Here is a 12,985-nt window from a genome sequence, read left to right on the forward strand (position 1 = left end):
GCTACCTCCGCTTCGCGGACTGCTCCAAGGCCTTCGCCTCGCGGCTGCGTTGCTGTCCGATGCGCTCAAGCAGCCAGTCCCTGTCCGAGGTGGGCAGCTCCAGCGCGTCACCGAGGGGGACTGCGAGGCCGCTGCCTCCGTGCTGGTGCCAGCACAGGTTGAAGAGGCCCTCTCGCCACGTCTCCAGCGTCACGCCGGGGAAGAGGTGGAGCGCTCCCGTCGCCTCGTCGTCCGGGCTTGCCCCGGGAGGAAGAAGCCCCGGTCGAAAGGGAGCTCCACCTCCTGGCGCATGAAGCACTCGGGGCACTCGACTTCGAGTGTCGTGTCCACGCCGCAGTCGACGCGGTCGAACTCGTCGACGAGGAAGTCGGCGTCGCGCAGGCTCAAGTCTTCGAGGAAGCGGCGCTTGTCGCGCGCGTCCACGCCGTCAACGTCCAGCACCCGGTAGGCGAGGACGGAGGACAGCAGCTTCTCGGGCGCGGCGCGTTGGAGCTGCGGCAGCCGCCGCTCGTCCTCACCCGTCAGCAGCTTGAAACGCACGCGCGTGCCGGCGTCGGGCAGCGCCGTCTCGAATCGGTTGCCAGCCATGAAGGCCGCGCGGCTGGCGTCTGAGAGGGCGCGCACCGGCAACTGCGTCAAGTCCAGCTCCCAGTCGATGCGGGAGCGGCAGGCGGCATTCTGGCAGGGGACGGCGAAGGCGTACTCGGGACCGTAGGTGAGGATGCGCACCTGGAGGAGCGCGTAGAATCGGTCCCCCTGAAGCACCCGGCTCCAGTCCACCTTCCCGTCTGCGAAGGCGTAGGGGCCTGCCTCCTGCATCTCCTCCCAGCACGCGGAGAGCAGCTCATCCACTTGGCCGCCGCTCTTCGCCAGCTTCCTGTCCGCGAGGACGCGCTCCTCCCGCACTCGCATGCCCCGAATACGGCCTGTCAGCCCCGAGGGGCATGAGATGATGTCCGCCATGTCCTTCCTCCGGGAAGGACAAAGGCTTCGGGCGGCAAATCGGGGACATGCGGGACAGGGTCGGCCAAGCCTTTCCCCCGAGCGCTACAGGTCGGCGCGTTGCCGCGCGCCGGCCAAATACTCCTTTAGCTCGGACTTCATCGCGGCGGTTCGAGCTTCGACGACTGCCCGAACCTCGGTTGTAGGCTTTCCGGTGGGATCAACGAGCATCGGGTCTACACCGATGTCCTTCGTCCAGTCGTCGACCTTATGCTTCCCGGTCTTGAACTCGTGAATCCGCTGCAAAAATGCGCCGAGTGGCTCGACCCCCTTCGCGATGTTGAAGGACTTCTCGAGCAAACAGCAGTTGCCGATCGCGTTCATCGTCGTCGACAGGTCGTCGGCGCTCAAAGCCCCCTCGTCTTCGGAGTCAACCTGCGGCAGACCGCCGGGCAGCGTCTCCCAGAGCTTCACCGCAACAATGTGGTCAACATCGAGGCTCAGGCTTCCGCGCTTCGGCTCCCGGAGAGGAATATCCGACGCCTTCCATCGCCGCGTATCAATCCGATGCCAGAGCCACAGCGGCAAGTAGTAATCATGCACCCGGTCGCGCGAGAGGACTGCGAGGTCGTCGATGTACTTCGATGATTCGGCTTGCAGCGCACCGTTCCACACTTCCATGCGGGCAGTGAGTACAGCGATGACGTCGTCGGGCTCGCAGAGTGACGAAATCTTCGACCAGTCGGAGGCTAGGTCCTTGACATAGTCGGCTAACGCCTTGTCAGTAGACTTCCCCCAGCGGCCCGACCACTGCGACATGAGAATCCAACGATCACAGCTGTTTCCGAATGCGGCATCAAGGGCCTTTTCAAACCCATCCTTGGCCAGCACCGACAGGGAGTGCGTCGCAAGCCACTGCCGGCCAAGTAGCCGCCAGGCGAGAAGTAACGTGAGGACGTTCAGTGATCGGTAGTGCGTGCCGAAAAGGAAGCGTCGGTCGTTCACCAGCTTCGCGCCTTCGATGGCATTCGTCGAGACGGTTTCCCAGCTCTTCACGAGGTCCTGCGCCATCGGTCGCACCTTCTCGCCGCGAAGCAGGTCGGTTGCCGTAAGCAAGGCGCCACTGCCGTGGAGTACCGACCACATCGCGGACACGGAGCCAACGAGTGCATCGATGTCAATGTTCACGTTCTCCTCGGCAAGAGCTTTGCTTAGTTCCTCGAAGCAGCGGCCCGCAGTGCGGTTGCCGGTCTTGCTCGCATCCCACCCGGTTTTGATCCAGGCGAACGTGATCTCCTGCCGCGTGAGAGCTCGACCGGCCGTGTTGAGGCGGGTGAAGATGTTGACAATGGCATCGTTGTAGAGGTCCTGGCTGAAGACCTCCGCGTTGAACGGTGCGAGCTGAAGGTAGGATACCTTTGACTGCTTGACTCCAACGAGAGTCACGACGAGTTCTGCGAGCGGTACAAGTACGTCGTCGATGACTTCCTTGGGAACGTCATGTGATTCCAGGAGCGGTCTGAGCTTGTCGCGGAAATACTTCTCGAACAGGCCGGCCTGCGTCGACGCGAGGTCCCACAGGCGGCTCAGGCGAACGAAGCGTCCCTTGTTCTCGGTGTCCTGTGCGCTCGTGATCGGATGCTTGTAGTTTACGGGTTTCTTCAGCGTCGACCGGCCCCCACTGGGGCTCTGGACAACCCAGGACAACACGTCGCGGAAGTCAACGTTTGCGATGCCGCCTGCCTCCTTCACGCGATTGCGGAACGACCACACGTCGAGGCAAAGGTGGCCCATCGACCAGTGACGCTTTGCATAGCGTCCTCGAGGCCGCTCCGCATCGAGTACCGTCGACCACTCTTGGTCTAGCAAGCGAAAACCCCAGCTATCGCCACCGAACGCGAGCAAGAGGCTTTGCATGCGCTGCTGGCCATCGAGGACCATGCGGAATTCCGCTGGCGGGTTGCTCTTGCTGACCTGCTCGTCGTCGAATTCGCCTGTGCGGTCTGCAACACGCCAGAATGGCCGCGACGGAATCCTTGCGAGGTCCTCCTTGTGCACCTTCCAGAGGAGCAGAGTGCCGAACGGCCATCCGCGAAGCAACGAGTCAACGAGCAGTGTGACTTGGCTTGGAGTCCAGACATACGGGCGCTGAAGGTCAGGCACCAGCAGCGTCGCGCCTTGGTCGGAACTCGCACCCTTCAGGAGTTCGTGCAGTGGCTCGGACCCTTCATCATAGATCTTCATAGGCACCCCCAAGCGGAGAGTCTCCATTGTACGTTTGTCCGAGCAGGCGCAGGAGGTGAATCATTAGTGACCCGGGGCTATGTCAAAGCTCACCGCGCAAGTTCGAAGAAGTCGTAGGTGAGGGTGACGGACTCGATGACGTTCTCGTCGCTCTCGTTGTCCCATTCCCCAGCAACGAACTTCACCGGCCAGGCGCGGGAGAGGCTCCACCGGCGCAGCGTGGTGCCGTCCCTGTCTTGCTGGACGATGTCGAGGTTGCGCTTGTAGAGGCTGTCCGGAAGGCCCAGTCCGCTGGCGGTGTGGACGACGTCCTGGAACCAGTCGAAGAGCTGGTGGTCCTGCGTGGCGCCTCTCTCCAACGTGACGTCGGAGAAGGTGAGGCGTCCCGGAGACTTGTTGGGGATGAGGCTGCCGCCCTCGAAGTACTGGACGTTGGCGACTTCGACGGACAGCTCGGAGCACTTCTGGAAACCAGAGTGCCCGAGGCCGTCCACCTCGCAGAGGAACTTGAAGCGCTTATGAAAGCTGCGCGGCTGTCCGATGATGGCCATGGTGAGGTCCTCACAGGCCCGCTGAAGCCAGCTCGGCTTCGATGGCGCGGGTGTCCTGGGCGATGCGCAGGACGATGAATTCGGCCGGCTTGTTGGTGGCGAGCCCGATGCGCGCCACCAGCTTTCCGGCGAAGACGACGGACGGCGGGTTGAGGGCGTCCGAGACGTCGACGAAGAAGGCCTTGGCGGGCTCCTGGCTGCGGAATGCCCCGTTCTTCATTTGCGCGAGGAGGAAGGTGGAGATGGAGCGCCGCACCTGGGCGCGCAGCCCTTCGGTGTTGTTGCGGTGCCGCGCGAATTGCAGGCCCGACTTGAGACTCCTCTCGATGAAGGAGACGCCTCGCCTCTCGGCGACGTAGGGGAAGTTGCCGTTGGCCTTCAGCGTGCGGCTGCCGTCGATGAAGCGCGGCAGGCCAGGCCCGGTGGTGAGCGGGTTGATGCGGCGGGGGTAGACGATGTCCCGCTTCTTCTCGTCGAGGCACTCCTTGGACTCGAAGCCGAGGACACCGAACATGCGCCCAGCTTCGATGCCCGCGGGAGCCTCATACACACCGCCGGGGCGCGCGGCATCGTTGCTCGCGAAGACGCCGGCGATGATGCCGGAAGGTGGGACGACGAGCTGCGCCACGTTGCCGAAGACGCCGCGGGCGGGGTTGAGCACCTTCACGCGCGGCCAGTAGATGGCGGCGTGCTCAGAGAGCCCTTCGAGAGCGGCCTCCTGCGAGACGTAGGGAACCATGTCCGCAGCCCTGAAGCCTGCGGGCGAGTCCAAGAGCGCGAATACCAAACCGTCGCGCGCCACCTCGCAGTAGCGCACCATGGCGTTGTGCACGGCAGGCGTGGCCCGGCCGGGTACCAGGAGAAGCGTGAGGTCCTGCACTTCGTCGAGCGCGTAAAAGACCGCTCCCGCCGGCCTCCGAGCCGATGAAGTCCATGTCGTCCAAGCCGACGAGGCCGTCGGTACCGCCCGCGAGCGCCACCGTCTGCTCGTCGGGGAAGGCGCCTGGTTGCACCATGAAGGCCCGGACGAAGGAGGAGCCGGTGCGCTCGTCATTGAGGATGCGTTCGGCGTAGCGCGCGTCGTCCTCGGCCGAGGAGAGGTTGGGGAAGGACTCTCGGTAGGTGCCATCCTCAAGGACGAGGACGTCGAAGGTGTCAGGCGTGCCATTCGTCGCGGGGCGCACCTCCACCTCGATGCGGTTGGCGTAGGCGCCCGCATCCCTGGCCTCCAGGTGGAGGATGTCCACCGCCCCCGAGGCATCGCCCGTATGCGGCAACGCGTCCAGGCCAAGACTGGGGCCAGCGTCTCCTTGGGCGCGCAGGGACGCGGAGGGGCCTGTGGCCTGGGTGCGCAGCTGCAGCGTCCCGAGGGACGACGGCGCCACGCGGACGCCCGCCACCGCCGCCTCCACGAGGGCGCGGACTTCCGCCAACTCGACGGCGCGCAGACTCTGGACGTTGCCGCTCCCCACCTGCGGGCCGCCTGGGAATCCGAAGACGTCGCCAGCCACCTCGTCGCCCACCTCCAGACGGCTGGCGGCGCCTTGGGTGTCGCTGGCGATTCTCAGCACACCGTCCTCCACGAGGGCGCGGCCCCCAACGAGTCCGGCGTTGAGGACGGCGGCCACCTCCTGGGCGGTGGCCTGGGCGATGTCTCCAAAGGACTCCTCGAGGAAGGGGATGAAGACGTCCCGCCCGGTGTCGACGCGCACGCGGAGCGACTGGCCGGCGGTGAGTGCATAGGGCCCAGGGCGCCCTGCGGAGACGGAAGCCGCGGTGCCGGAGAAGACGACGTCCACCGCCTCGGCGCCGTTAACGGACACGCCCAGTCGCTGGCCATCGGCAAGGGTGAAGGGGGGCCGCAGGGTGCCGCGCACGACAGCAGGCGTGGGCCCACCGCCCGTGGTGAGGGCCGCCGCCGCCCGCGTGGCCGTGTGCGACTCGGGGTTGGAGGCGTCCTCGTAGTGGGCGGTGCGCACCACCCAGAGGTTGCTGCCGCCATTCTCGAAGAAGCCCATGGCCGCGAGGGCCAAGTCCGAGTCCGGCGTGAAGCCGCCGAAGGTGGCTTGGTACTCCTCGAAGGAGGTGCACAGCACGGCCTGGCCGATAGGGCCGCGCTCCGCCAGGCCCACGGCACCCGCCACGGAGGTGGGCGCGGAAGGAATGCCACGGACCTGCGGCTCCTCCTCCTCAACCACGATTTTCGACGACAGCAGCTCACGACTCACGAGGCACCTCGCTTCTTCCGGGACACGCGCGCGGACGCTTCCGGCGCGGGGAGGAGGGATGGGGAGGACGGCGGGGCGGAGGGGGCTTGCCGCTTCAGCGCGAGCTCGCCCCGGCGGATGGCCGCGGCCACCACAGGCACCGAGAGGACGGCCTCGGGCACGTCCTCCAGCGTCACGCCCGTGGCCAGGGTGAGAGAGGAGGGCAGGCGCCGGCCGCCCCGGCCTGGCTGCACGCCGCAGGCGCACGCGCCGCGCGCCAGGCAGTACGACTCGTGGGGCAAGAGGAAGGTGACGAGCCTGCCCAGGGTATTGGTGAGGGTGACACTCATGTGGTGCCTCCAGGGAGAGAGTCCGTTTCGAGGTGCGTCCCAGCGACTGCCTTGCCGATGTCGAGGGGCAGGCCCTCGTCCACATCGAAGCCGCGCACCGCCAGTCCCCAGGTGAAGGCGCGCACGTCGTCGCGGCTGCCGAGCTGCGTGCGCACCTCGCCGTCTGCGTCCATCTCCCAGCGGACGGTGCCTCGCGAGGCGTCCCCCGCGTCCCGGGCCATGGAGAGCCAGCGGTTGCGGTTGAGGAAGGTGGCCACGGCGGCCATGAGGTTGAAGAGCTCGGCGGTGCGGTTGGAGGCCACCGTGAGGGTGAAGGCCAGGTCCACCGTGTACGCGGGGCGCCTGCGCACCAACTCGGCGCCGGAGGGGCCCTGCACGACGTCCTCGTGCAACACGTTGGTGGAGTAGCGACGACTCTCGCGCAGCGTGGGGCCTGACAGCACCACGGAGGGCAGCGAGGCCATGGCGATGACGTTGAGGCCGTCCGCCACCGTGTCGTCGTAGTCGACGGAGACGCTGGCGCTGACGTTGGCCACCACCTGGCGCTTCAGCTCCCGCAGCAAGGTGCGCACGAGGCGGGTGAGCGCCGCTTCCTTCGCGACGCGCGGGCGCAGGTAGCGGTAGGCCCCTGGAAGGAGAGCGGCCTCGCCTGGAACGGGGCGTCCGTCCGCGGAGAGGTTGCGCAGCTCCACGCCGACGGTGCCCGCCTCGTGGGGCGGTGTCCTCACGTCGACATGCGAGGTTCCCGACTGCTGGCGCACGGAAAGCACCTCCGCGCGCAGTCCGCCCAGGCGCACAGCAACCCGAGCGGCGAAGCCAGTGCCAGCGAGGCGGAGGATGTCTCCGCCGCTGGTGGGGCCCGAGGCGGGCGCCACGTAGGTGAGGGAGGGGACGGCCATTACCCGGGCCCTCCGAGGCCCAGCTCCTTCGCCACGCGCGCCAGGAAGCGGCGGCTGGCGCCCTGCCTAAAGCGTGCGAAGGCCGGCCGCAGGAAGGGCCGCGCGGGCGTCTGCGCCACGATGACGCCGCGCCCCCTGCCGCTGTTGCGCGACTGGCCGGCCAGGCCGGCTTGGCGCAGGAGCGCGAAGAGATAGCGCCTCATCTTCGGCGTCATGGGGATGACGACGGGCGGCCCCCCGTACTCCTGGAGCTGCGCCACGTCGACGAGTGCCTCTCCGTCGGGGCCTTTCGCCGTGCGGGACACTCCGATGAAGGCCTCGTCGCCCTCCACGACGGCACTGATGGAGTTGCGCAGCGCGCCGGAGACGAGGAGGGCCTTCGTCCCGTTGAAGCCCGCGAGCTGGCGCGCCGCCAGCGTGAGGGGCGAGGGCGGGCGGAGCGGCTCGCCACCCGGCGCCTGCTGGGTGAGGCCCTGAACCACCTCCTTGCGCAGGGCGTGCGCCTCTTGGCGCAGGGCCGTCTGCAACGCCCCTTCAAGGCGCGACGAGCCCGCCGTCAGTAGCCTGCGGGCCCGTGCCCAGTCTCCGGTGCGCGAGACGGCCATGGACGCCTCAGTCCTGCTTCGCCCGCAGGTGGGGGACGTGCGAGTTGAGCCACTCGAGGGCCACCTGCGTGGCCTTGCTCACCACCGCGCCGTGGCGGACGGACACCGAGGCGAGAGTCAGGCTGTGGGCGGCGACTTCGACGTCCTCGGGCCGGCAGCCGTAGTGCTTGAGTCCCTCAGCCATGGGCCGCAAGGCGGGCAGGGTGCCGTAGCGCCAGTAGTGCAACTCCGCGTTGCAGGTGTACGCCTCGGCCTCGTACTTGGCACGAGCGGCGGGGCTGGTGAGGTAGGCCAACTCGTAACTGGGCCCCTCCTCGTCATGCTGGACGACGTGCTGGTGCTCGTGGACGCACACCACCACCTGGGCCCACAAGTCCCAGCCCCCCTTCGGCACGCCCACCTCGAAGGGCAGGTAGAGGGTGCGGCCCACGGTGGTGGCGTACTTCTCCAGGAAGCGCTGCCTGTCGAGGATGCCCATGCGCTGCAGCGCCTCGGCCGCCAGTTGCATTTCGAGGAGTCGGCCTTGTTGGCCGTCTTGGTGCGCAGGCGCTCCTGCATGTACTTCCAGAAGGCCCACACCTCCGCGGGCTGGATGTCGCGCTGGAAGAGTCCGCCCACGCCGGGAAGGGACTGGAGGTAACCCTTCACAGGACACCGCCTTCCGTTGCACCGGCGTCGGTGGTGCCGGCGTCCACGGTGGCAGGCAGGCAGGTGTGGCCGGCGACGCCCTCCTCGTTGACGTAGGTGCAGGTGAAGGCCGCGCTGCTGTGCTCGCTGACGGCGTCGCAGTCGGCCAGCGTCTGCCAGTTGCCGTCGCCGTTGCAGATTTCGGTGACGTTGCCGGCGCAGCGCGTGGACACCGGTGCGCACCCGTCCGGCGCGCGGCAGCGGGTGAGGAGGGCAGCAGCGAGAAGTGGGGTGAGTAGCAGTGCTTTCATGCGAGTCCTCGGGCTTGGGGCCTGTCGTTGAAGGTGACGAGAAGGAGGTTTCGGCGAGGCCTCCGGCGGTGGAGTCCGAAGCCGATGGGGCGCGCCTCCGTCACGTAGAGCCCGGGAGGCGTCCTCACGGACTGCACAAGGGCGCCCGCGACGTCGTAGAGGGCGCCAAGCCTGTCGCTGGGGCGGATGAGGGCGTCGCCCGTGGTCGCGTCGACGAGGTCAAGGCGCTCCAAGTCGCGGAAGTGGAAGACGAGCTCGAAGCTCGTCCGGGGGCTGTTGCCGGAAGGAGTCATGCGCAATGACTCAAAGGCATCCGGCTCCACCTGGCAGGGGACACGTACAGGCGGAAATTCGCGGCGGAAGGCTTCGGCAAGGCCGTCGTCGTCCGAGTCCTCCAGCACGGGCTCGCGGAAGTCCGCGTCGTACCCGCTCGCATGGGAACCTGGGCCGGGCCCCGCCATGGCGGCGGTGTCCAAGCGGTGCAGCTCCGCGAGGAAGGGGAAGATGAGCCTGCCCCTCATCAAGCCGCTCCGGGCAAAGAGGGCTTCACGTAGGGGGCGAGGAGGGTGTCCACCTCCGGCTCTCCGGTGAGAGGCCGCACCGAGGGACGGACGCTGTCGAGGCGGTAGCTCTGCTCGCGCGTCCGCTCCTCCACCACGCGCCAGCGCGTGCGCTCCTCCAAGGAAGCCTCTTCCGCCAGCGGCGAGAGGCTGCGCAGGACGAGGAGCATGCATGCCCGGCCGATGGCGGGCGGTGTGCGTCCCTCGGCCGTCCCGTCCGACTCGGTGTAACCCCAGCGCGCGCCCACTGTGACGTTGCCCTCGCCACGCGGAAAGACGCGGCCATGGCGGAAGGTGAGGCGGGGGCCGTCGAAGCCCGCGCCTACCGGAGAGCCCACCACCACCAAGCGCTCCTTGGAGAAGGACACGTCCGCCCCGTGGATGGCCAGGCGGTAGAGGCGGATGGGTGGCACCGGCAGCCAGAGAGACGGAGTGCCGCGTCCGTCAAGGTGCAGCGTTGCCGCGCGCGGCTCGAAGTGCCACCCCGTCACCTTGTCGATGGTGCGCGTCGCCTCTTCGAGGAGGACGGCCAGGCGGGTGTCGCCCGCCATGGCCGGTGTGACGCCCTCGGCGCGCATGTCGGCCACCGTGGCGTACACGTCAGTCCTTCTCTCGCTTGGCGCGGCGCGTGTCCTTCTCCTCGCTGGCCTTCGGCTGTTGATGGTCACCAGGAAGCGCGGATTTCTGGTCATGGACGGCGAGAAGTTCGAGAGCTCTGCTGCCAGGGGCAGCGCTGGGTGCCGCCGAAAAGTTGAGGAGAGGAGCGCGAGCCGGTGGAGTCCGGGGCTGCGCGCGTCCTGAAAAGTCAGAAGGCCCACCAGCGACACCTGGAGGGCCTTCCTGGGGGCGCGCCCTGGTGTGCGAGAGGGGCGAGCCGGTGAGGGAGGGGTAGCGCACTCCGCGGCGCGGCGCCAGAAGTCGGCGCGCACGGGAAGGTGTGCGTGGAGTCATTGCGTCTGGTGGTGTGCGGGCGGCCGGAGTGCCGGAGGCTGTTTCAGCTGTGCAGCCGGTGCGACAGGGGGCAGCGCTACTGCGAGCGCAGGTGCGGGGTGCTGGCGCGTGCGGAGTCGGTGCGCGCGGCCGGGCGGCGATACCAGCGCACCCGAGACGGACGGCATGCGCACGCCGAGCGCCAGGCCGCGTACCGAGGACGGCGGCGGAAAGTGACGCATCAGTCTCCCCCGCCAGGGGCCTTGGAGGTGACGGTGCCGCCCGCGCCGGCCCAGGCCACCACGCAGGTGTCCGCGGAGCCGAGCGCAGCGAGGCCACCTGCGTATGCACCACCGTCCATTCCGGCTTGCACGTCCTGCGGACGCGCCAATCCATTCCTCCGTCACACCACCCTGGCGCGCACCCGAATGGGCCCGCGCTGGCGGCGCTGCCCACCCTGAGGAGGTGGGAGGATGATTGGCCTCGAGGTACGCGCCCGGATTCGCCAGTTGCACTACGCGGAAGGCTGGCCGGTGGGCACCATCGCCACGCAGTTGGGGCTGCACCACGACACCGTGGAGGCGGCCCTGAGGACGTGCCGGTAGCCAGTGCTGACAGAACGGCGAAGCCCACGGTGCTGGGCCCGTACACGGACTTCATTGACGTCACCCTCAAGGCCCACCCGCGCCTGAGGGCCACGCGCCTCTTCCACATGGTGAAGGCCCGTGGCTACCTGGGCGGCTATGAGCAGGTGAAGCGCTACGTGCGGCGGGTGCGTCCGGGGCCCCAGGCCGAGGCCTTCTTGCGCCGCAATACCCTGCTGGGCGAAGAGGCCCAGGTGGACTGGGGCAGCTTCGGCAAGGTGCGGGTGGGGCGGGCCACCCGGACGCTCTCCTGCTTCGTCCTGGTGCTGGGCCACTCGCGCGCCATGTACGCGCGCTTCTTCCTGGGCCAAACCATGGAGTGCTTCCTCCAGGGCCACGTCCAAGCCTTCGAAGCGCTGGGCGGCGTGCCTCGCAACCTCCTCTACGACAACCTGAAGTCCGTCGTGCTGCAGAGGGCCGGAGACATCATTCACTTCCACCCGCGCATATTGGAAGCCGCCGGCCACTACCACTTCGTCCCCAAGCCCTGCGCCCCCTACCGCGGCAATGAGAAGGGAAAGGTGGAGCGCACCATCCGCTACCTGCGCGACTCCTTCTTCTCTGCGCGCACCTTCCACGGCCTCGACGACGTCAACCGCCAACTGCAGCGCTGGGTGGAGGAGGTGGCCCACCAGCGCCGGGTGCCCGGCGACGCCTCGGGCCGCACGGTGGCGCAGGCCTTGGAAGCCGAGCGCCCCCTGCTGCTGCCGCTGCCCGCGCACCCGCTGCCCACCGACGTGGTGCGCCCCGCCGCCTCCGGCAAGACGCCCTACGTGCGCTTCGACGGCAACGACTACTCCATTCCCGAGGGCCTGGTGCGCCGGCCCCTCACGCTGGTGGCCTCGTCCACCACGGTGCGCCTCCTCGACGGCGCCGTGGAAGTCGCCTCGCACGTGCGCAGCTGGGACAAGGGCGCCGTCGTCGAGGATGCCAGCCACCTGGCTGCCCTGGCCAGGCGCAAGGCCCACGCCCACGAGCTGCGTGGCAGGGACTTGCTGCGCGCACGCTGCCCGCACGCCGAGCAACTCCTCCAGGCGCTCACCAGCCGCGGCGACAACCTCGGCAACCACACCGTGAAGCTGCTGGCGCTGGCCGACAGGTACGGCTCCGCCGAAACCGACGCCGCCATCGCCGAGACGCTCGCTCGCGGCGCACTCGGCCCCGCCGCCGTTGCCCACGTCCTCGACCAACGCAGCCGCAAAAGGGGCGCCCCTCCGCCGCTGCCCCTGGTGCTGCCGGATGACCCGCGCGTGCGCGAGCAACGCGTCCCCCAGCACTCCCTCAACCCCTACGACGCCCTCCTCGGGCGCGACACGGAGCAAGTGTCATGAGCCCCTTGAAGGAACGCCTCAACACCCTGGGCCTGCATCACACCAGTGCCGCGCTCGATGACCTCATTGCCCTGGCCACCAAACGCAGGTGGGGCCCCACCGAGTTGCTGGAAGCCATCACCGAGGAAGAGACGAAGGACAGAGCCCGGCGCAGCGTGGAGCGGCGCCTGTCGCGCAGCAAGCTCGGCGCGCTCAGGACGATGGCCGACTTCGACTGGGGCTGGCCCAAGCGCATCGACAGGACGGCCGTCGAGGGCGCCCTGGCGCTGGACTTCATGGCCCGCCCCGCCAACGTCGTCCTCGTCGCGCCCCAGGGACTGGGCAAGACGATGATTGCTCAGAATATCGCCTACAACGCCGTGCAGGCTGGGCACTCCGTCCTCTTCACCACCGCCTCCCAGTTGCTGCTCGACTTGGGAAGCCAGGACTCCGCTCGCGCTCTCGACAGGCGCCTGAAGCACTACTGCACTCAGGCGGGGTTGCTCGTCATCGACGAGATTGGCTACCTCTCCTACGACGCCAGGAACGCCGACCTCCTCTTCCAGGTGGTGTCGCGCAGGTATGAGAAGAAGCCGATTGTCCTGACGACCAACCTCCCATTCTCCGAGTGGACCACCATCTTCCCCAACGCCGCATGCGCCATCGCCCTCATTGACCGCGTCATCCACCACGCGAGCATCATCAGCATCGAGGGCGACAGCTACCGCAGGCGTATGGCCGAGGAATCACGCGCGGAGCGCAAGGCAAGGAAGAGCTGAGCGTCCCCGCGACTCACCGATGCCCA

16 protein-coding genes are annotated in these 12,985 nt (G+C 68.1%); 3 read left to right on the top strand and 13 right to left on the bottom strand.

Going from position 1 to position 12,985, the window contains the following annotated elements; all coding sequences use genetic code 11:
* Window position 1: 1 nt before the first annotated feature.
* From OZ403_RS09375 to OZ403_RS09435, 13 genes are all read right to left on the bottom strand, one after another.
* Window positions 2–193, bottom strand: a complete 192-nt coding sequence (locus tag OZ403_RS09375; protein ID WP_002616267.1) for a hypothetical protein — start codon at window positions 191–193, stop codon at window positions 2–4.
* Entirely contained in the window at window positions 190–963 is a 774-nt protein-coding gene (locus OZ403_RS09380) for a T4 family baseplate hub assembly chaperone (protein WP_268783986.1), read from the bottom strand. Before OZ403_RS09380 ends, OZ403_RS09375 begins: the two co-directional genes overlap by 4 nt.
* A gap of 84 nt (window positions 964–1,047) precedes the next feature.
* Entirely contained in the window at window positions 1,048–3,186 is a 2,139-nt protein-coding gene (locus tag OZ403_RS09385) for a DUF262 domain-containing protein (RefSeq protein WP_268783987.1), read from the bottom strand.
* A gap of 89 nt (window positions 3,187–3,275) precedes the next feature.
* Window positions 3,276–3,737, bottom strand: a complete 462-nt coding sequence (locus OZ403_RS09390; protein WP_268783988.1) for a phage tail protein — start codon at window positions 3,735–3,737, stop codon at window positions 3,276–3,278.
* A gap of 10 nt (window positions 3,738–3,747) precedes the next feature.
* The gene (locus tag OZ403_RS09395; RefSeq protein ID WP_268783989.1) at window positions 3,748–4,476 is read right to left on the bottom strand and encodes a phage tail sheath family protein; all 729 of its coding nucleotides are present in this window, start codon (window positions 4,474–4,476) and stop codon (window positions 3,748–3,750) included.
* Complete coding sequence (locus OZ403_RS09400) at window positions 4,430–5,965, bottom strand: phage tail sheath protein (RefSeq protein WP_268783990.1); 1,536 nt, start codon at window positions 5,963–5,965, stop codon at window positions 4,430–4,432. The genes OZ403_RS09395 and OZ403_RS09400 overlap by 47 nt, the downstream gene beginning before the upstream one ends.
* Window positions 5,962–6,294 (bottom strand): hypothetical protein, encoded by a 333-nt coding sequence (locus OZ403_RS09405; RefSeq protein ID WP_128795592.1) that lies wholly within the window; start codon window positions 6,292–6,294, stop codon window positions 5,962–5,964. Before OZ403_RS09405 ends, OZ403_RS09400 begins: the two co-directional genes overlap by 4 nt.
* Complete coding sequence (locus tag OZ403_RS09410) at window positions 6,291–7,193, bottom strand: IPT/TIG domain-containing protein (RefSeq protein WP_268783991.1); 903 nt, start codon at window positions 7,191–7,193, stop codon at window positions 6,291–6,293. Before OZ403_RS09410 ends, OZ403_RS09405 begins: the two co-directional genes overlap by 4 nt.
* Window positions 7,193–7,798, bottom strand: coding sequence for a hypothetical protein (locus tag OZ403_RS09415; RefSeq protein WP_268783992.1), 606 nt, complete (start codon window positions 7,796–7,798; stop codon window positions 7,193–7,195). The genes OZ403_RS09410 and OZ403_RS09415 overlap by 1 nt, the downstream gene beginning before the upstream one ends.
* 7 nt (window positions 7,799–7,805) lie before the next feature.
* The gene (locus tag OZ403_RS09420) at window positions 7,806–8,306 is read right to left on the bottom strand and encodes a hypothetical protein (protein WP_268783993.1); all 501 of its coding nucleotides are present in this window, start codon (window positions 8,304–8,306) and stop codon (window positions 7,806–7,808) included.
* A gap of 136 nt (window positions 8,307–8,442) precedes the next feature.
* Window positions 8,443–8,736 (bottom strand): hypothetical protein, encoded by a 294-nt coding sequence (locus OZ403_RS09425; protein WP_268783994.1) that lies wholly within the window; start codon window positions 8,734–8,736, stop codon window positions 8,443–8,445.
* Window positions 8,733–9,257: a hypothetical protein gene (locus OZ403_RS09430; protein ID WP_268783995.1), complete on the bottom strand. Its 525-nt coding sequence runs from the start codon at window positions 9,255–9,257 to the stop codon at window positions 8,733–8,735. Before OZ403_RS09430 ends, OZ403_RS09425 begins: the two co-directional genes overlap by 4 nt.
* Window positions 9,257–9,895: a hypothetical protein gene (locus OZ403_RS09435; RefSeq protein WP_268783996.1), complete on the bottom strand. Its 639-nt coding sequence runs from the start codon at window positions 9,893–9,895 to the stop codon at window positions 9,257–9,259. Before OZ403_RS09435 ends, OZ403_RS09430 begins: the two co-directional genes overlap by 1 nt.
* Window positions 9,896–10,699: 804 nt before the next feature.
* Between OZ403_RS09435 and OZ403_RS09440 the strand changes: the two genes are divergently transcribed.
* From OZ403_RS09440 to istB, 3 genes are read left to right on the top strand one after another with little or no spacing between them, the layout of a single operon-like run.
* Window positions 10,700–10,831, top strand: a complete 132-nt coding sequence (locus OZ403_RS09440; RefSeq protein WP_268783997.1) for a terminase gpP N-terminus-related DNA-binding protein — start codon at window positions 10,700–10,702, stop codon at window positions 10,829–10,831.
* The gene (istA, locus tag OZ403_RS09445) at window positions 10,822–12,201 is read left to right on the top strand and encodes an IS21 family transposase (protein ID WP_268783998.1); all 1,380 of its coding nucleotides are present in this window, start codon (window positions 10,822–10,824) and stop codon (window positions 12,199–12,201) included. The genes OZ403_RS09440 and istA overlap by 10 nt, the downstream gene beginning before the upstream one ends.
* On the top strand, window positions 12,198–12,959 hold the full coding sequence (istB, locus tag OZ403_RS09450; RefSeq protein ID WP_140876531.1) for an IS21-like element helper ATPase IstB: 762 nt from the start codon (window positions 12,198–12,200) through the stop codon (window positions 12,957–12,959). The genes istA and istB overlap by 4 nt, the downstream gene beginning before the upstream one ends.
* Window positions 12,960–12,985 lie beyond the last annotated feature (26 nt).

It is taken from the genome of Myxococcus sp. NMCA1 (assembly GCF_026810205.1).
GTDB classification, from domain to species: Bacteria; Myxococcota; Myxococcia; order Myxococcales; family Myxococcaceae; genus Myxococcus; species Myxococcus xanthus_A.

What these genes read in the sequence shown, in the direction of transcription:
- OZ403_RS09380 (WP_268783986.1), bottom strand. Translation starts at nt 963, where the DNA reads ATGGCGGACATCATCTCATGCCCCTCGGGGCTGACAGGCCGTATTCGG.
- OZ403_RS09385 (WP_268783987.1), bottom strand. Translation starts at nt 3,186, where the DNA reads ATGAAGATCTATGATGAAGGGTCCGAGCCACTGCACGAACTCCTGAAG.
- OZ403_RS09390 (WP_268783988.1), bottom strand. Translation starts at nt 3,737, where the DNA reads ATGGCCATCATCGGACAGCCGCGCAGCTTTCATAAGCGCTTCAAGTTC.
- OZ403_RS09395 (WP_268783989.1), bottom strand. Translation starts at nt 4,476, where the DNA reads ATGGTTCCCTACGTCTCGCAGGAGGCCGCTCTCGAAGGGCTCTCTGAG.
- OZ403_RS09405 (WP_128795592.1), bottom strand. Translation starts at nt 6,294, where the DNA reads ATGAGTGTCACCCTCACCAATACCCTGGGCAGGCTCGTCACCTTCCTC.
- OZ403_RS09410 (WP_268783991.1), bottom strand. Translation starts at nt 7,193, where the DNA reads ATGGCCGTCCCCTCCCTCACCTACGTGGCGCCCGCCTCGGGCCCCACC.
- OZ403_RS09415 (WP_268783992.1), bottom strand. Translation starts at nt 7,798, where the DNA reads ATGGCCGTCTCGCGCACCGGAGACTGGGCACGGGCCCGCAGGCTACTG.
- OZ403_RS09420 (WP_268783993.1), bottom strand. Translation starts at nt 8,306, where the DNA reads ATGCAACTGGCGGCCGAGGCGCTGCAGCGCATGGGCATCCTCGACAGG.
- OZ403_RS09425 (WP_268783994.1), bottom strand. Translation starts at nt 8,736, where the DNA reads ATGAAAGCACTGCTACTCACCCCACTTCTCGCTGCTGCCCTCCTCACC.
- OZ403_RS09430 (WP_268783995.1), bottom strand. Translation starts at nt 9,257, where the DNA reads ATGAGGGGCAGGCTCATCTTCCCCTTCCTCGCGGAGCTGCACCGCTTG.
- OZ403_RS09440 (WP_268783997.1), top strand. Translation starts at nt 10,700, where the DNA reads ATGATTGGCCTCGAGGTACGCGCCCGGATTCGCCAGTTGCACTACGCG.
- istB (WP_140876531.1), top strand. Translation starts at nt 12,198, where the DNA reads ATGAGCCCCTTGAAGGAACGCCTCAACACCCTGGGCCTGCATCACACC.